Genomic DNA, 23,396 nt, shown 5'->3' with positions numbered 1-23,396 from the left:
CATGCTCTATCCGAATGAAGAACAGCTGTACGCCGCCATCGAGTGGCAGGATTGCTCCGGTGATTTCGAAGATATCCTCTACCACAAGTCCAGCGACGGCATCGCTAAAATCACCATTAACCGTCCGCAGGTGCGTAATGCCTTCCGGCCGCACACGGTGAAAGAGATGATCGAAGCGCTGTCCAATGCCCGCTACGACGACGGCATCGGCACCATTATTCTCACCGGCGCCGGCGACAAAGCCTTCTGCTCCGGCGGCGATCAGAAAGTGCGCGGCGACTACGGCGGTTATCAGGATGAAAGCGGCGTGCACCATCTGAACGTGCTCGACTTCCAGCGCCAGATCCGCACCTGCCCGAAACCCGTGGTGGCGATGGTTGCCGGTTATTCGATCGGTGGCGGTCACGTATTGCATATGATGTGCGACCTGACCATCGCGGCGGATAACGCCATCTTCGGCCAGACCGGGCCTAAAGTGGGGTCGTTCGACGGCGGTTGGGGCGCTTCTTACATGGCACGTATCGTCGGCCAGAAGAAAGCGCGCGAGATCTGGTTCCTGTGCCGTCAGTATGACGCTGCCGCCGCGCTGGACATGGGCCTGGTCAACACCGTGGTGCCCTTGGCGAGCCTGGAAAAAGAAACCGTACGCTGGTGTCGTGAAATGCTGCAAAACAGCCCGATGGCGCTGCGCTGCCTGAAAGCGGCCCTGAATGCCGACTGCGACGGTCAGGCCGGTCTGCAGGAGCTGGCGGGTAACGCCACCATGCTGTTCTACATGACTGACGAAGGTCAGGAAGGGCGCAACGCGTTCAACGAAAAACGCCAGCCGGACTTCAGCAAATTCAAGCGTAATCCGTAATGAATGCTCCGATCCGTAACGCCGCCGTTTACCGTTACAGCCTGCCGATGGAGGCTGGCGTGGTGCTGCGCAACCAGCGGCTGAAAACCCGCGATGGTTTGCTGATCCATCTGCAGCAGGGCGGGCAGGAAGGTTGGGGTGAGATAGCGCCGCTGCCAGAGTTCAGCCAGGAAACGCTGGCGCAGGCCGAGCAGGCTGCGCTGCGTTGGGTACAGGACTGGCAAGGCGGGACCTTGCCGTCAGACAGCCCGTTGCCTTCGGTAGCGTTCGGCACCAGCTGCGCGTTGGCGGAATTGGAACAGCGGTTGCCGCTGCAGGCAGATTACCGCAAAGCGCCGCTGTGTACCGGCGATCCTGACGAGCTGTTCGCGGTATTGACCGCGCTGCCGGGAGAGAAAGTTGCCAAGGTGAAGGTTGGGCTGTATGAGGCGGTGCGCGACGGCATGATAGTCAACGTCTTGCTGGAAGCCCTGCCCGATTTGCGTCTGCGGCTGGACGCCAACCGCAGTTGGACTCGTGCCAAGGCTGACGGGTTCGCTAAATACGTGGCACCGGCGCTGCGTGAACGCATTGCTTTCCTTGAAGAGCCTTGCAAAACCCGTGATGAATCGCGGGATTTCGCGCTGGCGACCGGCATTGCTATCGCCTGGGACGAAAGCGTGCGCGAGGCAGATTTTGTGGTGCAGGCCGAACCGGGCGTGGCGGCGATCGTCATTAAACCAACCTTGACCGGCAGTCTGGTTCGTTGCCGTACCCTGGTCGAGCAAGCCCATGCGGCGGGGTTAACGGCGGTGATCAGTTCCAGCATCGAATCGAGCCTGGGGTTGACGCAACTGGCACGCATCGCGCACTGGCTGACGCCGAATACCGTACCTGGACTGGACACGCTGGATCTGATGCAGGCGCAGCTGCTACGCCCTTGGCCGGACTGCGAGTTGCCGCTATTGGATACATCAGCGCTGGAGTGTTTATGGCGCAGCTAAAAGACTGGCCGTGGCGGCAGTGGGCGCAGCGACGGCCACAGGCGACGGCGGTGATGGTGGGGCACCAGCCGGTGAGTTGGCTGGTGTTGCGCCGTCAGGTGGATAGGCTGGCGGCAGATTTTCAGCATCAGGGCGTAGAGCCTGGCTGTGGCGTGGCGTTATGCGGCAAGAACAGCTACCCGTTGCTGTTGGCTTATTTGGCGCTGTTGCAGTGCGGTGCGCGGCTGCTGCCGTTGAATCCGGCGCTGCCTGCGGCCCAGTTGGCGACGTTGCTGCCTGATCTGGATATTGATTTTGCTTTCAGTCCGGACCGGTTACCGACCTTACCGGCCACGGTCATCCCTTTAACCCCTCCCTCTACCGAATCTCGCTGGCTGAATCCGCCGCGTTGGGATGCGCAACGGCTGGCGACGCTGACCTTGACCTCTGGCTCCAGCGGCAGACCAAAGGCCGCTGCGCACAGCTATGCCGCGCATCTGGCCAGCGCCGAAGGGGTACTGCGGCTGATGGACTTCCAACCTCAGGACCGCTGGCTACTGTCTTTACCGCTGTTTCACGTTTCCGGCCAGGGCATTGTCTGGCGCTGGCTGGCGGCGGGGGCCGGACTGGTGGTGCGTGATATGCATCCTCTGGCTGACGCATTGGCAGGATGTACCCATGCCTCGCTGGTGCCGACACAGCTTTGGCGTTTGCTGGCGCAGCCGCTGGCGGCGCTGACGTTGAAGAAAGTGCTGCTCGGGGGCGCGATGATCCCGCCAGAGCTGACCGCGCAGGCGGAGGCGGCAGGCATTCGCTGTTGGTGCGGCTACGGCCTGACCGAACTGGCTTCCACGGTGTGTGCCAAGCGCGCTGACGGGCAGCCAGGCGTTGGGCTGCCATTGGCTGGTCGGGAAGTTAAGCTGGTGAATGAGGAAGTGTGGATCCGTGCGTTGAGTCTGGCGTTGGGATATTGGCAACGCGGTGCGTTGCTGCCGCTCGTCGATGATCAAGGCTGGTTTCATACCCGCGATCGCGGCGTCATGGAACAGGGTGAACTGCGGATCATTGGCCGGTTGGATAACCTGTTTTTCAGCGGTGGGGAAGGCATTCAGCCGGAGGATATCGAACGCGTGCTGGCGGCTCACTCGCAGATCTTGCAGGTGGTGGTGGTGCCGGTGGATGACGCCGAGTTTGGCCAACGACCGGTGGCCGTGATCGACAGTGGGGTACCGCTTTTGCTGGAAGATCTGCTGGCGTGGTCGCAGGATCGTCTGGTGAATTTCCAACGGCCGGTTGCTTTGTTGGCGATGCCCGCCGAGTTGAAAACCGGGGGGATCAAGATCTCCCGCCGTCAACTGCAGCAATGGGTGGCTGAACAGCTATCCCATCGATAAAAAAGGCCGCCCAAAGGCGGCCTCAGAACTGCTGACAAACCTGCGAAACGGCTAAACCGGTAGGGGTCGAACATGTTCGACCCGATTTAACCCATTGATTATGCTATTGAGCGCAGCATGCAGCGCCCCTACCATTAAACAACAGAGCACTTTGTCAACGGCTTCGGTGACTGCCGACGGTTATTTCAGGCCCAGCGCTTTGGCTACGCCAGCGCCGTAATCCGGATGCACTTGGGTGAACAAATCGACCTGACGGCGCTGGATCTGTTCCGGCACCTGCGACAGCTCACCGGCGATACGGGTGAACATACGCTGATGTTCTTCCGCGCTCAACAGGTTGAACAGCGCGCGCGGCTGGCTGAAGTAATCCCCGTCTTCACGGTGATTCCAGTGGTCGGCGGCTCCTTCAATGCTCAATGGTGGCTCTCTAAAGTCCGGTTGCTCCTGGAACAGGCCAAAGCTGTTTGGCTCGTAGGTCGCGCCGTTACCGCTGTTGCCGTCCACGCGCATCGCGCCGTCGCGGTGGTAGTTGTGGAACGGGCATTTTGCGCCGTTAACCGGGATTTGATGATGGTTAACGCCCAGACGGTAGCGGTGGGCATCCCCGTAAGAGAACAGGCGACCCTGCAGCATTTTATCCGGCGAGAAGCTGATCCCAGGCACTACGTTGGCTGGGTTCAACGCCACTTGTTCCACTTCCGCGAAGTAGTTTTCCGGGTTGCGGTGCAGCTCGAAGAAGCCAACGTCGATTAACGGGTAATCGCCGTGCGGCCATACCTTGGTCAGATCGAAGGGGTTGTAAGGCGTCTGCGAGGCTTCGTGTTCCGGCATGATCTGAATCTGCAGTTTCCAGCGCGGGTAGTCACCCCGTTCGATGGCTTCATACAAATCGCGCTGTGAGCTTTCACGGTCTTTGGCAATGATCGCCTCCGCTTCGTCATCCATCAGGTTTTCAATGCCTTGTTCGCAGCGGAAGTGGAACTTAACCCAGAAGCGCTCGTTGTTGGCATTGATAAAGCTGAAGGTGTGGCTGCCGAAGCCGTGCATATGGCGGTAAGATTTCGGAATGCCGCGGTCGCTGAAGTCTATGGTCAATTGGTGCAGGCTTTCCGGCGACAGCGAGAAGAAATCCCATTTATAAGTCGGGTTGCGCAGATTGGTACGCGGATCGCGTTTGACCACGTGGTTAAGATCGGGGAATTTCAGCGGGTCGCGCAGGTAAAACACCGGGGTGTCGTTACCCACCAGGTCCCAATTACCCTCCTCGGTATAAAACTTCATCGCGAAACCGCGAATGTCGCGTTCGGCGTCGGCGGCTCCGCGCTCACCGGCTACGGTGGAGAAGCGGATAAACATGTCAGTTTGCTTGCCGATTTCAGAGAAGATTTTTGCGCGGGTGTACTGGGTAATATCGTGGGTGACGGTAAAAGTGCCGTAGGCGCCGGATCCTTTGGCGTGCATGCGGCGCTCGGGGATCACTTCACGGTCGAAGTGAGCCAGCTTTTCCAGGAACCAAACGTCCTGCAGCAGCATCGGGCCGCGTTTACCTGCGGTGATCACGTTATTATTATCGACAACCGGGGCTCCGGCTGCGGTGGTCAGTCCTTTCTTGCTCATCACTTGCTCCTTATCGTATTGCAATTGAGTGAAGACTTGGGCGACTCAAGCTTTCATCATAATCCGCCAGGGCGTTCTCACCCTGACCCTAATCAATGCCACTACTAGTTGTAGACCTATTGAACGCACTCGGCAAATAGGTCTGGGTTATCGTTGCTATTGCCACCCGGGAGGACGCTTTTCCTTGCAAAACTTTACATTCATTTGATTACAGAAGAATTTTTCGCTTTTATCCCTTAAGAACTGGTTGTGGTTTGGTATAGACTCGTGACGGTATTATTACGGGTTAACTCATATCATTCTTAATGGATGAAGTAGCAAGAGGGATAGACGATGAAAAAGACTTTGGTCGCCTGCGCGGCAAGCATGCTGTTTATGACCGGTGCGGCGAACGCGCTCAGCCTGTCTGGCGAAGCCGGCAAGCATTACACCAACCTCGGCTTCGGTCAGGACACAGGCACCAGCGGTTTGGGTTTAACGGGTAACTGGGCCCGTAGCGATCATAACGGCAACGTTGGCAGCCTGGGGCTGAACTTCGGCCTGCCATTGGGACCGTTGACTGCGACGTTAGGGGGCAAGGCGCTGTATCTGAGCCCAAAGGACGGTAAGAGCGGTGGGGCTTTGGCACTGGGCGGCGGTCTTGACTGGGCAATCACGCGTTCTCTCAGCCTGCATGGCGAAGGCTATTTCGCCCCGGAATCACTGACCAGTGGCGTTAAGGCCTACAACGAAGCCAGCGGCGGCCTGCGTTGGACGGTTTTCCGCCCGCTTAGCGTAGATGTGGGTTACCGCTATATTCAGATGCAAGGGAAGGACGGGCGTCGTGACAACACCTTGGCCGATGGCCCTTATGTTGGCGTGGGTCTGAGCTTCTGATACAAACAGCGAAGGGGCCAATTGGCCCCTTCGTTTTATCGAAAAATCTATTAGCCTACGGCCGGCAGGATACCGCTGGCGATACCCACCTGAATGGCAATCACCGTCACCCCGCAGACAAACACCACCGCCAGCGCCGGAGTCCCCCCCCAGACGCGGTATTTCGCCTGATGCTGTTGACGCGTTTTCCACACCAGCATTGACGGTAGCAGCAACGCCAGCACTGCCAGCGCGATGGCGGCGAAGCCCAGCGCCAGCACAAAGCCACGTGGATAGAACAACGCGAAAGCCAGCGGCGGCAAGAAGGTGATGGCACCGGTCTGCAGACGGCCTCGTACGTTATCCTGGCGCTTGAACAAGTCGGCCAGGAAATCAAACAGCCCGAGCGCTACCCCCAGGAAGGAGGTCGCCAGCGCCAGATCGGCAAACAAATGCACCGCCAGTTCGACATGTGGGGAAGCCACGACGTCGCGCACCGCCTGCAACAGGCCGTTCAGACCGGCTTGCTGTGCCAGGATACCGACGAAAGTGGTGGAGCTGATGCTGCCGAGCGTGGCCAACTGCCAGAAAATATAGGCTATCAGCGGAATGGCGCTGCCGATAATGAACACCCAACGCAGCTTGCGGATGTTGCCGCCCATGTAGTTCACGATGCTTGGCACGCTGCCGTGAAAGCCGAACGACGTGAAGATCACCGGAATGGCCGACAGCGCCAGCCCTTGCTCCAGCGGGAGCGTCATCAGGTTGGTCTGGTGGATATTGGGCAGCATCAGGCCCAGCATGACAATCAGAAACACCACTTTGGCGCTGAACAGAATACGGTTAAACAGATCGACCGAGTGGGTACCGATGCAGACTACGCCGCCGGCCACCAGAGTAAACAGCAATACGCCAAGCGTGGTGGGGAAGTCCTGCGACGTCCACTGGCTGATGCTGGCCGCCAGCAATTCACCGGCGCCGCTGATATAGGCGGCAGTCAGGGCATACATCAAAAACATCATGCTGAAGCTGGTCAGCCATTGACCGCCGCCGCCGAGGTAGCGCTTTGCCAGGGTACCGAGGCCGGTATCGGCCTGTTCATGTTGATAGACTTCGACCAGCAGCAGCGCGGTATAACACATCAACAGCCACAGGCCGACTAACAGAGCCAGGGTGACGCCGAAGCCTACACCGGCCGCCGCCAACGGCATTGCCAGCATCCCGGCGCCGATGGTGGTTCCTGCTACGATAAATACACTGCCAAGCGTGCGATTTTTCACGTTTTTCTCTATCAACCAAAGATTTTGGAAAATTATAGGTAACTGATTCTAAGTGCGGCAGGATAGTTGATGGAATATTTCGTGTCAAACGGGCGTTACGGGTGCTGTTAACTTATCTTTACGATGCAGCGGGCTGCGCTATCTCGCAAAAAAATGCCTTTAACCGAAATTAACTGGTGGTGCCTAGTGAAAACTTATTTACAGGCTTCTATAGTGGAAAGATCGGAAAATGTGGGAGAGATCAATGTTAAGGGTGGAGATGCTCAGCACCGGTGATGAGGTGCTACACGGGCAAATTATAGATACCAACGCCGCCTGGCTGGCAGACTATCTGTTCCAGCAGGGCATGCCGATGAGCGGCCGCGAAACGGTGGGGGACAGTCTCTCCTCTCTGATCGAAACATTACAGGAACGCAGTCATATCGCCGACGTGCTGATTGTTAACGGCGGTCTGGGGCCGACCAGTGACGATCTCAGTGCTCAGGCGGCCGCGACCGCCTGCGGCGTCGAGCTGGTTGAACATGCTGAATGGATGGCGCGTATCGAGGCGTATTTTGCTGAACGCGGCAGGCCGATGGCGGCCTCAAACCGCAAGCAGGCGCAGATCCCCGCTAACGCAGAGATGCTCGACAATCCGGTTGGCACCGCCTGTGGTTTTGCTTTGCAACTGAACCGATGCATGATGTTTTTCACGCCCGGTGTGCCATCTGAATTCAAAGTGATGGTCGAACAGCAAATTGTGCCGCGCCTGCGTCAGCGTTTTACCTTACCGGCACCACCGCTGTGCCTGAGGTTAACCACTTTTGGTACTTCGGAAAGCGATCTGGCTGCTGAGCTGGACGGCATGCCGCTGCCGCCGGATGTGGTTCTGGGTTATCGTTCCTCCAGCCCGATCATTGAACTGAAGCTGACCGGTCCGGTTGCCCAGCGTGCGGCGATGGAGCAAGCGTGGGAGCGGGTTCGTCAGGTTGCGGGTGATAACACCCTGTTTGAAGGAACCCTTGGCCTGCCGGCAGTGCTGACACAGCGGTTGAATCAGCAAGGGTTGAAGTTGGCGCTGAGCGAACAGTTCAGCGCCGGGCTGATCAATCTGCAACTGCAAAGCGAAGGGGCACCGTTGGCCGGTGGCGAATTGTTGCCGTCGCACTGCGTGGAAACGCTGGAAACCACGTTGGCGCGCGCTCGTTCGTTGGCGGAACTGACCGGGGCGCAGCTGGCATTGGCGGTCAGCGCCATGAGCGGCGATCGGGTGAGCATTGGGCTGCATACGCCAAAAGGCAGCATCGGGCAGACGGTACGTTATCGGGCTGCGCGGCATAGCCTGCGGTTAAGGCAAGAGTCGGTGGCGATGCTGGCGCTAGACATGCTGCGGCGGTGGTTGAACGGTGGGCCGGTATGCGGCAGGAATGCCTGGCTGGAGACGCTGGAGATTATCGAATAGGGAGGCTTGAGACTGTTGGTCTTGGGCATTGTGTGGCAAGGCGGATAGATGAAAGCCCCAAACTGTATTGACTCTCAATCAGAATGGGGCTGCACATACCGCCTAGACACCGTTACGCTAGCCTCTTCACAGCAAGGAGGCAAGCATGCAGTTAAAGCAGGTGTTTCACTCGTTAGCCGTTGTATGTATTACGGTTTTGGTATTTATACCCGTCGTCTTTCAAGCTGCGGCGTTGTTGGCTGTAACTCGAAAGTCATAGGGTATATTCAGGTGATGGAAGGATGTTCTTGAAAATCAGATTTCCAACTCGATATCCGTCAGCGGCATGCAACAGCAAGGCAGGATTTCACCCTGGTTGATAAACGCCAATGGCTGTTGGCGGTAGGTCACTTCACCTTTTACCAGCTTCAGGCGGCAGGCGCCGCAGTAGCCGGAACGGCACTGATACTCCACCTCAACGTCGTGCAATTCGAGCACGTCGAGCAGGCAATTTTCACTTTTGGGGCAGGCAAGCTGCGTACCCGTGGTACGCAGCGTCACGATTGATGATGCCATCGCTTAGAGTTCGAAGTCGCTCAGGTCGTCGGCATGGACTTCCGAGTCGATCTGCCCTACCAGGTAGGAGCTGACTTCCACTTCCTGTGGTGCAACCTGCACGTTGTCGGAGACCAACCAGGCGTTAATCCATGGGATTGGGTTAGAGCGGGTGGCGAACGGCAGGCCAAGGCCCACTGCCTGCATGCGGATATTGGTGATGTATTCCACGTACTGGCACAGAATATCTTTGTTCAGGCCGATCATCGAGCCGTCACGGAACAGGTATTCCGCCCACTCTTTTTCCTGCTCGGCCGCCAACACGAACAGATCGTAGCACTGTTGCTGACACTCAACGGCGATTTCTGCCATTTCCGGGTCATCGGCACCGGAGCGCATCAGGTTCAGCATGTGCTGGGTACCGGTCAGATGCAGCGCTTCGTCACGGGCGATCAGCTTGATGATTTTGGCGTTGCCTTCCATCAGTTCGCGTTCCGCAAAGGCAAATGAACAGGCGAAGCTAACGTAGAAGCGGATGGCTTCCAGCGCGTTAACGCTCATCAAGCACAGATACAGCTGTTTTTTCAGCGCGCGCAGGCTAACGGTAACGGTGTTGCCGTTGACCTGATGCGTGCCTTCACCCAGCAGATGGTAATAGCCGGTCATCTCGATCAGATCGTCGTAGTAGCCGGAAATGTCCTTCGCACGCTTGAGGATCTCTTCGTTGGTGACGATATCGTCAAACACCAGCGCCGGATCGTTAACGATATTACGGATGATATGGGTGTAAGAACGTGAGTGGATGGTCTCAGAGAATGACCAGGTTTCCACCCAGGTTTCCAATTCCGGGATCGAGATCAGCGGTAGCAGCGCCACGTTCGGGCTGCGGCCCTGAATCGAATCCAGCAGCGTCTGGTATTTCAGGTTGCTGATGAAAATGTGTTTTTCATGTTCCGGCAACGCCTGATAGTCGATACGGTCGCGGGAAACGTCAACCTCTTCCGGCCGCCAGAAGAAGGACAGTTGTTTCTCAATCAGTTTTTCGAAAATTTCATGTTTTTGCTGATCGAAACGCGCAACGTTAACCGACTGGCCGAAAAACATCGGTTCCAGCAACTGGTTGTTTTTATTCTGAGAAAATGTGGTGTAAGCCATAAGCCTGAGTCCATCGTATCGTGGCTAAATGAAGGGGCCGGAAGAGTTCCGGCCCGCTGTTTCAAACTTTAGATCTTGCAGGCGCCGCTTTCGCAGTCATCATCGCCGCCCTTGGCCGGCAACAAATCTTCCTGGACGTCTTCCGCGCCGTCGCGGGTGTTCTGGTAGTACAGCGTCTTGACACCAAACTTGTAGGTGGTGAGCAGGTCTTTCAACAGCTGCTTCATTGGCACCTTGCCGCCCGGGAAACGGGTTGGGTCATAGTTGGTGTTGGCAGAGATCGACTGGTCGATAAACTTCTGCATCAGACCGACCAGTTGCAGGTAGCCGTCGTTGTTCGGCATTTCCCACAGCAGCTCGTAGTCGTTTTTCAGACGTTCGTACTCCGGCACCACCTGGCGCAGGATGCCGTCTTTCGACGCTTTGATGCTGATGTGACCACGTGGCGGCTCAATGCCGTTGGTGGCGTTGGAAATCTGCGAAGAGGTTTCCGAAGGCATCAGCGCCGACAGGGTCGAGTTGCGCAGACCGGTTTCCTTGATCTCTTTACGCAGGGTTTCCCAGTCGTAGTGCAGCGGCTCCTGGCAGATGACATCCAGATCTTTCTTGTAGGTGTCGATCGGCAGGATCCCCTGCGAATAGGTGGTTTCATTGAACCACGGGCAAGCCCCTTGTTCCTGAGCCAGACGGTTCGAGGCCTTCAGCAGGTAATACTGGATAGCTTCGAATGTCTTGTGAGTCAGGTTGTTGGCGCTGCCATCGGAATAACGCACGCCGTTCTTCGCCAGATAGTAAGCGTAGTTAATCACGCCGATACCCAGGGTGCGACGACCCATGGCGCCACGGTGTGCGGCTTTGATTGGGTAGTCCTGGTAATCCAGCAGGGCGTCCAATGCGCGCACTGCCAGGGTAGCCAGCTCTTCCAAATCGTCCAGGCTTTCGATGGCGCCCAGGTTAAAGGCGGACAGCGTACACAGGGCGATTTCGCCGTTTTCGTCGTTGACGTCGTCCAGCGGTTTGGTCGGCAGGGCAATTTCCAGGCACAGGTTAGACTGGCGCACCGGCGCGATCTGCGGATCAAACGGGCTATGGGTGTTGCAGTGGTCAACGTTCTGGATGTAGATACGGCCGGTAGAGGCGCGTTCCTGCATCATCAGCGAGAACAGTTCGACCGCTTTCACGCGTTTCTGGCGAATGCTGTCGTCTTGCTCGTACTTGGTATACAGACGTTCGAACTCGTCCTGGTCGGCGAAGAATGCGTCATACAGGCCCGGGACGTCAGAAGGACTGAACAGGGTGATGTCCTGGCCCTTGATCAGGCGCTGGTACATCAGGCGGTTCAACTGCACGCCGTAGTCCATGTGACGAACGCGGTTGCCTTCAACACCACGGTTGTTTTTCAGCACCAGCAGGCTTTCAACTTCCAGATGCCACATCGGGTAGAACAGCGTCGCTGCACCACCACGTACGCCGCCCTGAGAACAGGACTTCACCGCGGTCTGGAAGTGTTTGTAGAACGGGATGCAGCCAGTATGGAAGGCTTCACCACCACGGATCGGGCTGCCCAGCGCACGGATACGACCGGCGTTGATACCGATGCCGGCGCGTTGCGAAACGTATTTCACAATGGCGCTGGAAGTGGCGTTGATGGAATCCAGGCTGTCGCCGCACTCGATCAGCACGCAAGAGCTGAACTGGCGGGTAGGGGTGCGCACGCCGGACATGATTGGCGTAGGCAGTGAGATTTTGAAGGTGGAGATCGCGTCGTAGAAACGTTTAATGTAGTCCAGACGGGTCTCACGCGGGTAGTTGGAGAACAGGCACGCGGCCACCAGGATATACAAGAACTGCGCGCTCTCGTAGATCTCGCCGCTGACGCGGTTCTGCACCAGATACTTCCCTTCCAGCTGCTTAACGGCCGCGTAGGAGAAGTTCATATCACGCCAGTGATCGATAAAGGAGTCCATCTGCTCGAACTCTTCAGTGCTGTAGTCTTCCAGCAGATGCTTATCGTACTTGCCCATTTCTACCATGCGCGTCACGTGAGCGAGCAGCTTTGGCGGCTCGAACTGACCGTAAGCTTTTTTACGCAGATGGAAGATAGCCAGGCGCGCGGCCAGATACTGGTAATCCGGCGCGTCGCGCGAGATCAGATCGGCTGCTGCTTTGATAATGGTTTCATGAATATCAGCAGTTTTGATGCCGTCATAAAACTGAATATGGGAACGCAACTCTACTTGAGAAACGGAGACGTTGTTTAACCCTTCCGCGGCCCAGTCGATGACACGGTGGATTTTGTCGAGGTTGATGCGCTCTTTACGCCCATCGCGTTTAGTAACAAGCAGACTTTGGTTCATGTGGTGTTTTACCTGTCCGTATGGTGCCCCTAAGCAGAAGTGTAGTAGCTCTGCTCAGTATGTAAACACTATATATAGGGGGTGTATGTCGGTGAGGTAACAAGATAGTGAGAAAACAGGGCGTTTGCAAGTGAACAAAAGTGGCCTAATTTGTGGATAACTTGGGGGTGAAATGTGACTTGTCTTTCGCAGTGCGCGCTGTGACTGGTGCGACAAGCTTGTCAATAAGCGGGATAAGATTTTCCCTATAATCAGAAAAACGTGATCGTTTGCCGCTTTATTAAACGTTAGAAAAAAACGGCATATTGTTAGCCATCAAAGTTCTAAAAATTCATAAACAAGAAGAACACTGGGCTGGCGCAATCTTTTGTCCAATGTCTGCCTGTGTGATTTCACGTAGCTACTTTACCCCAAAATGAGGACTGCCATTAACCACGGTTTCTCGTCCGTGCGATGGGGGCGATGGATATCAGACCAGAGATTGCGGGTTCCAGCCCTTGCTTTCGCAATAGAGCGTTTGCGCCACAAGAGGTTTACGGGAGCTTTCATGTCGCCTCACTCCCGTAAATTAATCATTTTTAGGCATCGACTGACGGCGGTTGATACGGCTAGCTTTCGCATCGCGTGGGGATCAGCACCTCTTTGCTTTGATATTTATAAGGAATAAAATATTCTTTATGGCCTTGCTCCTCACTTTTGCTTTTTTGCCCGGCTGCAATCGCCACCATCAATTGAGCGATTTCCAGGGAAAGCTGTTGTTGCGATATGGCCCCGCTTAACAGCCGGCCGGCATCCACATCCATATCATCAATCATGTTTACAAACGTTTGGCTGTTGCCGGTGATTTTTATCACGGGGGCAACCACGGAGCCCACGACGCTGCCGCGACCGGTGACAAAAAAGATAATATGGCTACCGCAGGAGATAAGATCCATCAGCCCTTCATTATCATTAGGGTTAGTGATGCCAAATTGCATCCAGTGAGGATCTGGCGTGCTATCAAGTAACCATAGGCCTTTTCGCTGGGGACAACCGCTGACCTTAAGCACCCCTTGGATGGGGCGAGAGCCGCTCTTTATTACGGCACCCATGCTTTTTTCTTCGATTGTGGATAGTCCACCGGCAAAGTTTCCTGGACTGACCGAGTATTGCCTCACCGATTTGCAGTAATCGAGCGCCTTATTGTAGGTGGCAACGATTTCATCCTTAGCGCTTTCGGTTGCCGCGCGCTGGGACAAAATATCAATCAAGCCTATGGCTTCCACGATCTCTTCAAAAATTGCCGTACCGCCCGCATCGACCAACCAATCAAAAAAGTTGCCCACCGCCACATTGCCCGCCAGCCCGCTGGTATAGTCGCTGCCCCCACACTCACTGCCGATAATCAAGTCTGCAAAGCCCATAGGCACTCGGCTGGTGCGCGTTAATTCTGTCTGCATTCTCCTGACATGCTCAACGCCTAACTCCACGCTGCCTTTTGTGCCGCCGGTTTGCTGAATATAGAACCAGGCCGTCGGCTTTCCTTCTTCTTTTGCGATATTGCTAAGCCACTCTGGCTGGATGTACTCACACCCTAACCCTACGGCAAGGACACCACCGACATTAGGATGGCGAATTAATGAGATCAGCATTCTTACGGCGTACTCATTGTCGGTACAACCGGAAAACCCAACCGCTTCAACTTCGGCGTCATTCACTTTTTCGGTTATCTTATCGGCCACAAAATGGGCGCATTCCACGGTGTAAATAACCAATATTTTATTGCGGATCCCCTTGGTGCCGTTCTGGCGCTGGTAACCTGACCACGTCACCGATTTCAGGCTTTCTAACTTATTCATATTTGACATCCTTAGGGGCACCGGTCACCAGATCCAGATGGGATGAGCGTTCGTCATAGTTGCTATGCATAACGTGCAGGTGAACCCAATCGCCGGTTTTTATCGCTTGGGTCGCACTGCCTATGTTGATGCCGTATTTAATGATGGGGTCGCCCATGGAAATGGGGCATAACGCTATTTTATGGCCGATATTGATATTCTCATTGGCGATGACGGTGTCATTCCCACAGCCGCGAACCGAGACTTTGCCCGTTTGTATGGGCGTTAGCGCCGTAGCGACATTATCAACGTCATTAATCTTGTATGCGACTTGCTCCATAATAGCCCTCCTGATCTTATTATTTAGACTGGATATTCAGTGCTATCACCAAGCAATAGCACTGGCTAATCAATCAGAAACCAATCAGAGCGCCACCATCAACCACCAGAACCTGACCGCTGATAAAGGCGGCTGCCTCTGAAGCCAAATAAGTAGCGGCCCAGCCAATGTCTTCTGGCTTACCGAATTTCTTCATCGGGGTTCGTCCGAGAATTTTATTGCGGCGCTCATCATCTCCTTCAATGGCCTTCCGCAGCATGGGCGTGTCGATCCAGCCCGGGGCGATGCCGTTGACGCGTATGCCTGCCCCAGCCAGTTCGGTGGTCAGCGCGCGGATAAGCCCCAGGTAGGCCGATTTCGCCGCCGCATAGCCGGCGACATAGGGCTGCCCGAGAAATGACGTCATGGAGGCGGTGAACAGAACGCTGGCATTGCCATGCCGCTTCATGTGCGGGACTAACGCTTTGGTCAAGGCAAACGCTGCGACAACGTGAACATCAAGAACGGATTCAAAATCCTCAACGCTCATCTCCTCGATGGGCTTTTTGCAATGGTTGCCCGCGTTGTTGACCAGGATGTCGATCTGCCCAACCTGGTCGAGCAAACCGTTCACCCATGCCTGGGTTTTGGTGGTTTCACTGACGTTAAATTGACTGTAGGTTGCCATAGGACCGAGATTTTCAGCAGCCTGCTGAGCGAGTGGGCCATTGAGGTCGGCTATGATGACTTTTGCGCCACTGGCCACCATGCATTCAGCCATTGCGTAACCCAAGCCGCTGGCCGCGCCAGTAATTAATGCCGTTTTACCTTCGAGTGAAAATGCATTTTTTAACATAGTTATAATCTCTGATTAATTGCGGTTAAAAGGCGATAAGTATTTTGGTCACGGCACCAGGATCGGCTGCCCACGCCATAAAGGCTTCACCTGCCTGGTCGAGCGGGTAATGAGTGGTGATAATTGAATGCAGGGGATAGCGCTGTTGTTCCATCAAGGCCAGTACGGCGCGAAAATCTGCCACCGTGGCGTTTCGTGAGCCGCGGATATCCACCTCTTTCAGCAAAAAAAGCGCGCTGTTGTAGTTAACCGGTTTTTTTGCGTAGCCGACGTAAACGATGCGGCCAGAAAAGGCGACCAGTTCGAGAGATTGCTCGATTGAAGAGGTTTGCCCGGCGGCCTCAATGACCAATGCCGGGCCACGGCCTTCGTCGATCCTGCCCAGCTCGTCGGCGAGGTCGACCTTTGCCCCATTGAGGAATGAGCAAGCGCCGCAGGCCAGAGCCACGGCCTGTTTGCGATCGTCTATGTCTATGGCGATCACTCGTGCTCCCATTGCTGCGGCGGCGGCTATGGCCCCCAGACCAATGACACCGCAACCTATCACGGCCACCCATTCTCCAACCTGAATGGCACCACGACGGGCGGCGTGCAGCCCAACGGCCAGAGGTTCAACCAGAGCCAGTTCATCAAAGCTCAGGGCATTGCAAACAAGAATTTTATTCGCTGGGATAACCAGCCTTTGCGCCATACCACCCTGACGCTGGACGCCGAGCGTTTGATTGTGCTTACAAGCGTTCGGCCTGCCAGCAAGGCAACTGCTGCAAACCCCGCATTCTGTACAAGGCAAGACCACCACACGATCGCCCAGTTTGGCCGTCGTGACATTGCACCCTGTGCGGATAACTTCGCCGCTAATTTCATGGCCTGGGATGCAAGGGTAGACAACCAGGGGGTTAAACCCACGGTAGGTATTTAAATCGGAGCCGCAGAGGCCGACGCGCTGAACATCAATAAGAACATCATTATCACCGCATACGGCCTCAGGGATGTCGACGAACTCGGTATGGGAAGTTTTATCAATGGTTAATGCTTTCATTATTATTGTTTCCTCAGGTTTGTTAAGGTGTCCGTGAGAGGTTGTGCTTTTTTATTTGAATTAATGGGTTTGACAAATAACGCTACGCTTAATGCGCCGAAAATACCTACGATGCCGGCTAATACGAAGGCTGAAATAAAGCTGCCACCGCTGTATTGAACAATAAAACCGGTCAGAATAGGGGCGATCATGCCTGAAGTATTCGCCAGCAGGTGAACAAAGCCGCCCACGCCACCCACTTTATCTGCGGAAATACTGTCGGAAATAATAGACCAGGGCGATGACGCTGCCAGATACATAAAGAATATGCCGAATGACATCATAATGACGGCAAAGGTCACGGAGTCTACGATCCCGGCAATACAGATGCATACAGACGAGGCAATTAGCCCGACAACAATAAGCAGCTTTCTGGAAAAAAGTAATCTTCCGCTTTTCTTGTAAATATAATCGGAGACAGCGCCTCCCATGACCATGCCCACACTGCCAAGTAACCACGGAATCGAGGAGGCAATGCTCATTTCAGCAATGTTCAGCCCTTTTGCCATTGAGAGGTAGCTGGGAAACCAGGTCAGGAAGAAATAAAGAATATAGTTGATGGCAAAGAACGCCATGCCGGTCGCCAAAACCAGTGGCTGTGTCAGATAAAAGCGAAACGGCAGCTTGGTCTGGGTATCATGGTTTACCGGCGCATTGTGCAGAGCCGTTTCAAACTCTTCAATTTCAATAGGTTGGGTTTTCGGGTGATCTTTAGGGTGGTCAGTAAAGTTTTTCAGCCAGAAGAAGGTCCACACAAAGCCAAGTGACATGAGGATGATAAAGGCCACTCGCCAGTTCCACATAATGATCAGGAATCCAACGATGGGGCCCGCGATAGCCCCTCCGAGTGGATTGCCTGCATTGGCAATACCAATGGCGCGTGCGCGCTGGTGAATCGGGATCCAGTGGGTGATGACCTTATTGATGTTGGTGCTGACCGGGCCTTCGCTCATCCCAAAAATGACTCTAATAATAAATAGGATGATGTAGCTGAAAGCGACCCCTGTCAGACCACAGAATAACGACCAGGTAAGCATGGCAATGGCCATCACTTTGCGCGGGCCGTAAATGTCAGACAGGTACCCCCCGACGAAGTTAAATAAGGCATAGCCGAAAAAGAAGCTGCTCAGCATTACACCAATTTCAGCAGGAGAGAGTTGTAGATAATCTTTTATATAGGGCATGGCAACAGAAAATGCAGCCCGATCCAGGTAGTTAATAATGCTGGCTATAAACAAGAGTGTTATTATTTTATTTCTCTGTTTCATGATTGCATACTCATATTGTATGACTAAATATAAACCCACCTTGCCAATCAATATTATGGGCTTGGTGAAATTACATTACGCCAAAGGTTTCGAATGCCTCTACCGTGCTCATGCCATTGCTGATGGCCGTCCTGACGCGATTCTCTGTGGAGACTTTTTCTAATGCCAAACTAATGGCGTCACGTTCAACTTCTTGCGGGATGATTAATACACCATCGCGATCGCCATAGACGATATCGCCTGGGTGTACCCTTATTCCGTTAAATTCAATAGGAACGCGATAATCGATCACCTTTCCTCTGGGGCCTTGATCTTGTGCATAAGTGCCGTGCGAGAAAGTGGGGAAATTTAATTCCAGAATTTCATTGCTGTCGCGTACATAACCATCCAGCACGGCGCCAGCCGCTTTCAGATGACGAGCCCGGGTTGACATCAGGCCGCCCCAAAGCGCGTAACGCAGAGAACTTCCCGTGGCGATGTACACCTCGTCTTCTTTCAACGAGTCCAGTGCTTCAAACATTAACCCAAAAGGCTGTTGGGTGATTTCGTTATGCCCAGAGCTGGATTTGAGCTCGTAGACATCGGCTTCGAGCACCGGCATCGCTCTGCCGGCAACCACCATATTCATCTGAAGCGGTTTAATGGAGGGGGCAAAAAACTGATGTAAAAATCCCATAGTATCAAGAATATCCCCCACAACGGCGGGGAACAGCTTGGTGCGCATCAGTTGGAACAGCTCTTTATCATTCGACCACATTGTTTTCTCCTGAAAAGACAATTTCTATTTGGCCTTAAGAGCAGGCTCGGGTGTTTGCACAGGAAAAATTACGCGCAACCTATCAACCTGTCAAACAGGTTGATAGGGATGATTTTATATATGATATTAAGCTCACATTTTTAGTAAAATGGCGGCGAGAACCGCCCGGAAGGGGCCGTTGATGGTGTTGAATTGTGGTGGTGGTCTGAGAGAAGAAAATATCGTGAGTTCGATAACCAGGTGGTCTTTGAGCCCGGGATACCAGGGCCAGGCGCACCGAGAACCATGATGGGCACGCTCTGCCTAATAACCGGCTTTGTCAGTCGTCTGCCGTGATATTTTCTGCTTTGTTCTTCATCCAGTACATTTGAAGTTGTAAATTTTGGAGTCGTTTAAAATGGATACAAAGATGCCGATTCAGAGCCACACATTGTCCTCGCAAATCAAGCATTACGTGCTGGATATGATAAGCCAGCAACAGTTGACGCCGGGGATGGCGGTTCCAAGCGAAGTAAAATTAATTGAGGAACTGGGTGTCAGTCGAGGGGTGATCCGTGAGGCATACCGTTCGCTATCCGCTCTGGGTATTCTGGAGATAAAAAGCGGTAAAGTCCCGCGGGTGAAAGCGTTCGACAGCAGCGTGCTTGAGCTTATTTTTGGCTTTGCCATCGCTTCAAACCAGGTGTCGGTCTCCCAGATTTTGAGCGTGCGCCAGTGGCTTGAAATCGGCAGTGCCGGCATGGCGGCGACCAACGGCAATGAAGAGGATTTTCGCCAGTTACAGGATGAGATGAAGCAGATTGAGGCGTGCATCTTTGACGCTGAAAAATTTATTCAGCATGACATTAACTTCCATCTCATTATTGCCAGGGCATCTCGCAACCCTCTGTCCGCTATTTTATTGCAATCCCTGCATGAACAACTCAGACGTTCTATCCATGCCGGTCTCGAAGCGCAAAGTGGAACCGACGCCGAAAGAAAACAGATTGTCTCTTTGCATCAGGATATTTGCGAGTGCGTTTGCGCCAAGGACGCGGAAGGAGCGATGAAAGCGATGACGAACCATTTTAATACGGCGGTCAACTCTTTGATTGAAAAGGGCGAGAAGGCCAATGATGGGACCTGAAGAAGGGCATTTATTTTTGTGCGGCGAGCGCTTAAACACTCACCGCGTTTGAGGGCAGCATCAGCCTTCGTGTTGAGTATGTACCATGTAGTTCACATCAACGTTGCCGCCCAGCTTGAAGTGGTCGGTGATCGGGTTGTAATGCAGGCCAATCATGTGTTTTTCGCGCAGCGGCGTGTGGTCGATCCAGCCGATCAGTTCAGAAGGGCGGATGAATTTCTTATGGTCGTGGGTACCCTGCGGGACCATCTTCAGAATATATTCCGCACCTATGACCGCCATCAGCCAGGCCTTGGTGTTGCGGTTGATGGTGGAGAAGAACACATGACCACCCGGTTTGACCAGGTGAGCGCAGGCGCGCACCACCGAAGCCGGATCGGGAACGTGCTCCAGCATTTCCATGCAGGTCACGACGTCGTATTTTTGTGGGTTGGCCTGGGCGTGGCTCTCTACCGTTTCCTGCACGTAATTCACATTCATGCCGGTTTCCAGCGCGTGTAATCGGGCCACTTGCAATGGCTCGGCGCCCATGTCCAAACCGGTCACTTTGGCACCTTCACGCGCCATGCTTTCCGCCAGAATGCCGCCACCGCAGCCCACGTCGAGGACGGTTTTATCAAAAATGCCGCCTGAACGTTGCAGGATATAATTCAGACGCAGCGGGTTGATACGGTGCAGCGGTTTGAACTCACCTTCCAAATCCCACCAGCGAGAGGCCACGGCCTCGAACTTGGCGATTTCCTGATGGTCTACGTTTTGCGCTTGGCTGGATGATTCTGCATTCATGGGCGTATTTGGCTCCTGGTTCTCGTTGCGCGGATTATACATGTTCCGGCGCAGCGCCGTCTGCGCCGATGCATTTTTAGCGCACATATATGCACAATTTCAGTGAATCGGCGGCGGTTATTTTCCCGTAAAGCGTGCTTTGTGATATAGTTTTACACCTTTGCCACTATGGCAGCGGGCAGATGAATCATTAGTAGAGGGATAGCAGCTCCATGAGCGACCTTGCCAGAGAAATCACACCGGTAAACATCGAAGACGAGTTGAAAAACTCGTATCTGGACTACGCGATGTCCGTAATTGTCGGACGTGCGCTGCCAGATGTTCGTGATGGACTGAAGCCGGTACACCGCCGCGTTTTGTACGCGATGAACGTACTGGGTAACGACTGGAATAAACCATACAAGAAATCGGCCCGTGTCGTCGGGGACGTCATCGGTAAATATCACCCACACGGTGACAGCGCGGTTTACGACACCATCGTGCGTATGGCTCAACCTTTCTCACTGCGCTATATGCTGGTGGACGGTCAGGGTAACTTCGGTTCCGTCGACGGCGACTCCGCCGCGGCAATGCGTTATACCGAAGTGCGCATGTCAAAAATTGCTCACGAACTGCTGGCGGATCTGGAAAAAGAAACCGTCGACTTCGTGCCTAACTACGATGGCACCGAGCAGATCCCAGCCGTCATGCCAACCAAGATCCCGAACCTGCTGGTTAACGGCTCGTCGGGTATTGCCGTGGGTATGGCCACCAACATTCCGCCGCATAACCTGTCAGAGGTTATCAACGGCTGTCTGGCCTATATCGATGATGAAAACATCAGCATCGAAGGCCTGATGGAACACATCCCGGGGCCGGACTTCCCGACGGCGGCGATCATCAACGGTCGCCGCGGTATCGAAGAGGCCTATCGCACCGGGCGCGGCAAGATCTATCTGCGCGCACGCGCTGAAGTGGAAGCCGATGCCAAGACCGGTCGCGAAACCATTATTGTTCACGAGATCCCGTATCAGGTGAACAAGGCGCGTCTGATCGAGAAGATCGCCGAGCTGGTGAAAGAAAAGCGCGTGGAAGGCATCAGCGCACTGCGCGACGAGTCCGACAAAGACGGCATGCGTATCGTGGTTGAGATCAAACGCGATGCGGTTGGCGAAGTGGTACTGAACAACCTGTACTCACTGACGCAATTGCAGGTCACCTTCGGCATCAACATGGTGGCATTGCACCAGGGCCAGCCGAAGTTGCTGAACCTGAAAGACATTTTGCAGGCGTTTGTTCGTCACCGCCGTGAAGTGGTCACCCGTCGTACCATCTTTGAACTGCGTAAAGCTCGCGATCGCGCCCACATTCTGGAAGCCTTAGCTATCGCTCTGGCCAACATCGATCCGATCATCGAACTGATCCGTCGTGCGCCAACCCCTGCGGAAGCGAAAGCCGGTTTGGTCGCTCAGGCGTGGGATCTGGGTAATGTAGGCGCCATGCTGGAACGCGCGGGTGATGACGCGGCTCGCCCTGAGTGGCTGGAGCCGGAGTTCGGTATCCGTGACGGCAAATATTACCTGACCGAGCAGCAAGCTCAGGCAATTTTGGATCTGCGCCTGCAGAAACTGACCGGCCTGGAGCATGAAAAGCTGCTGGACGAGTATAAAGAGCTGCTGACCGCCATTGCCGAGCTGATCTTTATTCTGGAAAACCCAGACCGCCTGATGGAAGTGATCCGCGAAGAGCTGGTCGCAATTAAAGAGCAATACAACGACGGCCGCCGTACCGAGATCACCGCCAACACGTCCGATATCAATATCGAAGACCTGATCAACCAGGAAGACGTGGTAGTTACGCTGTCGCACCAGGGCTATGTGAAGTATCAGCCATTGAGCGACTATGAAGCGCAACGCCGCGGCGGTAAGGGCAAGTCTGCTGCACGTATTAAAGAAGAAGACTTTATCGATCGTCTGTTGGTGGCTAACACCCACGATACGATCCTGTGCTTCTCCAGCCGTGGCCGCCTGTACTGGATGAAGGTGTATCAACTGCCTGAAGCCAGCCGTGGCGCACGTGGTCGTCCAATCGTCAACTTGCTGCCACTGGAAGCCAATGAGCGTATCACCGCCATTCTGCCGGTGCGCGAGTATGAAGAAGGGCGTCATGTGTTCATGGCAACCGCCAGCGGCACCGTGAAGAAAACCGCGTTGACCGACTTTAGCCGCCCACGCAGCGCCGGCATCATCGCCGTTAACCTCAATGAGGGTGACGAGCTGATTGGTGTTGACCTGACCGACGGCAGTAACGAAGTCATGCTGTTCTCCGCCAACGGTAAAGTGGTTCGTTTCCCGGAAACGCAGGTGCGCTCTATGGGCCGTACGGCTACCGGCGTGCGCGGTATCAACCTGGGTGAAGGCGACAGCGTTATCTCCCTGATTGTGCCTCGCGGTGAAGGTGATATTCTGACCGTTACCCAGAACGGCTACGGTAAGCGTACTGCGGTCACCGAATACCCGACCAAGTCACGTGCCACCCAAGGGGTTATCTCCATCAAGGTGAGCGAGCGTAATGGTCAGGTAGTGGGTGCGGTGCAGGTGGATACCACCGATCAGATCATGATGATCACCGATGCCGGTACGCTGGTGCGTACTCGCGTTTCGGAAGTCAGCGTGGTTGGCCGTAATACCCAGGGTGTTACGCTGATCCGTACTGCGGAAGATGAGAATGTCGTCGGCCTGCAGCGCGTTGCCGAACCGGTAGAAGACGAAGAACTGGATAGTCTGGAAGCCGGCGCAGAAGCCGTAGAAGAAGACGCTACGCCGCTGGACGAAGGCGACGACGATTCTGAAGCGGTAGACGACGCGGAAGATGACAACGCCTAAGCCATAGGCGGCGACTAACGCCACTATTGCACTGAGAAATACAGGGCCTGGCAGCGATGCTAGGCCCTTTT

At 54.6% G+C, this 23,396-nt stretch carries 19 protein-coding genes; 7 read left to right on the top strand and 12 right to left on the bottom strand.

The annotated features are described in order from the left end of the window. The first annotated feature begins 1 nt into the window (after position 1). The 3 genes from menB to menE are packed head-to-tail and all read left to right on the top strand — an operon-like array spanning position 2 to position 3,215. Complete coding sequence (menB, locus tag M2407_RS10455) at positions 2–859, top strand: 1,4-dihydroxy-2-naphthoyl-CoA synthase (protein WP_020827822.1); 858 nt, start codon at positions 2–4, stop codon at positions 857–859. A gap of 11 nt (positions 860–870) precedes the next feature. Then, positions 871–1,842, top strand: coding sequence for an o-succinylbenzoate synthase (gene menC / locus M2407_RS10450; RefSeq protein WP_130016516.1), 972 nt, complete (start codon positions 871–873; stop codon positions 1,840–1,842). Beyond that, a complete protein-coding gene (gene menE / locus M2407_RS10445) occupies positions 1,830–3,215 on the top strand; it encodes an o-succinylbenzoate--CoA ligase (protein ID WP_259217943.1) in 1,386 nt (461 codons plus the stop codon). Before menC ends, menE begins: the two co-directional genes overlap by 13 nt. Positions 3,216–3,395: 180 nt before the next feature. Here the strand turns inward: menE and katA are convergent, their stop codons facing one another. Next, positions 3,396–4,832, bottom strand: coding sequence for a catalase KatA (gene katA / locus M2407_RS10440; RefSeq protein WP_048759292.1), 1,437 nt, complete (start codon positions 4,830–4,832; stop codon positions 3,396–3,398). 333 nt (positions 4,833–5,165) lie between these two features. Between katA and M2407_RS10435 the strand changes: the two genes are divergently transcribed. Then, positions 5,166–5,708, top strand: a complete 543-nt coding sequence (locus M2407_RS10435) for a YfaZ family outer membrane protein (protein WP_020827818.1) — start codon at positions 5,166–5,168, stop codon at positions 5,706–5,708. 50 nt (positions 5,709–5,758) lie between these two features. Here the strand turns inward: M2407_RS10435 and tyrP are convergent, their stop codons facing one another. Then, positions 5,759–6,967, bottom strand: a complete 1,209-nt coding sequence (gene tyrP, locus M2407_RS10430) for a tyrosine transporter TyrP (protein WP_041414776.1) — start codon at positions 6,965–6,967, stop codon at positions 5,759–5,761. A gap of 244 nt (positions 6,968–7,211) precedes the next feature. Between tyrP and M2407_RS10425 the strand changes: the two genes are divergently transcribed. Then, entirely contained in the window at positions 7,212–8,408 is a 1,197-nt protein-coding gene (locus M2407_RS10425; RefSeq protein WP_046373064.1) for a nicotinamide mononucleotide deamidase-related protein YfaY, read from the top strand. A 294-nt stretch (positions 8,409–8,702) separates the two neighbouring features. On the opposite strand, the gene yfaE is transcribed toward M2407_RS10425, so the two are convergent. From yfaE to M2407_RS10380, 9 genes are all read right to left on the bottom strand, one after another. Next, positions 8,703–8,963, bottom strand: a complete 261-nt coding sequence (gene yfaE / locus M2407_RS10420) for a class I ribonucleotide reductase maintenance protein YfaE (protein WP_048759285.1) — start codon at positions 8,961–8,963, stop codon at positions 8,703–8,705. A 3-nt stretch (positions 8,964–8,966) separates the two neighbouring features. Next, positions 8,967–10,097 (bottom strand): class Ia ribonucleoside-diphosphate reductase subunit beta, encoded by a 1,131-nt coding sequence (nrdB, locus tag M2407_RS10415; protein ID WP_020827814.1) that lies wholly within the window; start codon positions 10,095–10,097, stop codon positions 8,967–8,969. Between the two features lie 68 nt (positions 10,098–10,165). Next, positions 10,166–12,454, bottom strand: coding sequence for a class 1a ribonucleoside-diphosphate reductase subunit alpha (gene nrdA / locus M2407_RS10410; protein ID WP_020827813.1), 2,289 nt, complete (start codon positions 12,452–12,454; stop codon positions 10,166–10,168). A 608-nt stretch (positions 12,455–13,062) separates the two neighbouring features. After that, entirely contained in the window at positions 13,063–14,292 is a 1,230-nt protein-coding gene (locus M2407_RS10405; protein WP_259217938.1) for a UxaA family hydrolase, read from the bottom strand. After that, a complete protein-coding gene (locus M2407_RS10400; RefSeq protein WP_020827811.1) occupies positions 14,285–14,611 on the bottom strand; it encodes a UxaA family hydrolase in 327 nt (108 codons plus the stop codon). The genes M2407_RS10405 and M2407_RS10400 overlap by 8 nt, the downstream gene beginning before the upstream one ends. 73 nt (positions 14,612–14,684) lie before the next feature. Further along, a complete protein-coding gene (locus M2407_RS10395) occupies positions 14,685–15,446 on the bottom strand; it encodes an SDR family NAD(P)-dependent oxidoreductase (protein WP_048759279.1) in 762 nt (253 codons plus the stop codon). Positions 15,447–15,471: 25 nt separating this feature from the next. Then, positions 15,472–16,485, bottom strand: a complete 1,014-nt coding sequence (locus M2407_RS10390; RefSeq protein ID WP_259217933.1) for a zinc-binding alcohol dehydrogenase family protein — start codon at positions 16,483–16,485, stop codon at positions 15,472–15,474. Between the two features lie 2 nt (positions 16,486–16,487). Continuing rightward, positions 16,488–17,792, bottom strand: coding sequence for an MFS transporter (locus M2407_RS10385; RefSeq protein ID WP_104410954.1), 1,305 nt, complete (start codon positions 17,790–17,792; stop codon positions 16,488–16,490). 70 nt (positions 17,793–17,862) lie between these two features. Next, on the bottom strand, positions 17,863–18,549 hold the full coding sequence (locus M2407_RS10380) for an RraA family protein (protein ID WP_046373070.1): 687 nt from the start codon (positions 18,547–18,549) through the stop codon (positions 17,863–17,865). 397 nt (positions 18,550–18,946) lie between these two features. Here M2407_RS10380 and M2407_RS10375 point away from each other — a divergent pair, with 397 nt between their 5' ends. Further along, entirely contained in the window at positions 18,947–19,675 is a 729-nt protein-coding gene (locus M2407_RS10375; protein WP_259217927.1) for a FadR/GntR family transcriptional regulator, read from the top strand. Positions 19,676–19,735: 60 nt separating this feature from the next. Here M2407_RS10375 and ubiG read toward each other — a convergent pair whose 3' ends face one another. Next, on the bottom strand, positions 19,736–20,461 hold the full coding sequence (ubiG, locus tag M2407_RS10370; RefSeq protein ID WP_115058429.1) for a bifunctional 2-polyprenyl-6-hydroxyphenol methylase/3-demethylubiquinol 3-O-methyltransferase UbiG: 726 nt from the start codon (positions 20,459–20,461) through the stop codon (positions 19,736–19,738). A gap of 212 nt (positions 20,462–20,673) precedes the next feature. Here ubiG and gyrA point away from each other — a divergent pair, with 212 nt between their 5' ends. Next, on the top strand, positions 20,674–23,325 hold the full coding sequence (gene gyrA / locus M2407_RS10365) for a DNA topoisomerase (ATP-hydrolyzing) subunit A (RefSeq protein WP_122079889.1): 2,652 nt from the start codon (positions 20,674–20,676) through the stop codon (positions 23,323–23,325). The last annotated feature ends 71 nt before the right edge of the window (positions 23,326–23,396 follow it).

Source organism: Serratia sp. BIGb0234 (assembly GCF_024809915.1).
Lineage (GTDB): Bacteria > Pseudomonadota > Gammaproteobacteria > Enterobacterales > Enterobacteriaceae > Serratia > Serratia liquefaciens.
Note: the sequence above shows the minus strand (reverse complement) of the source record. Positions and strands in the feature narration are given on the sequence as shown.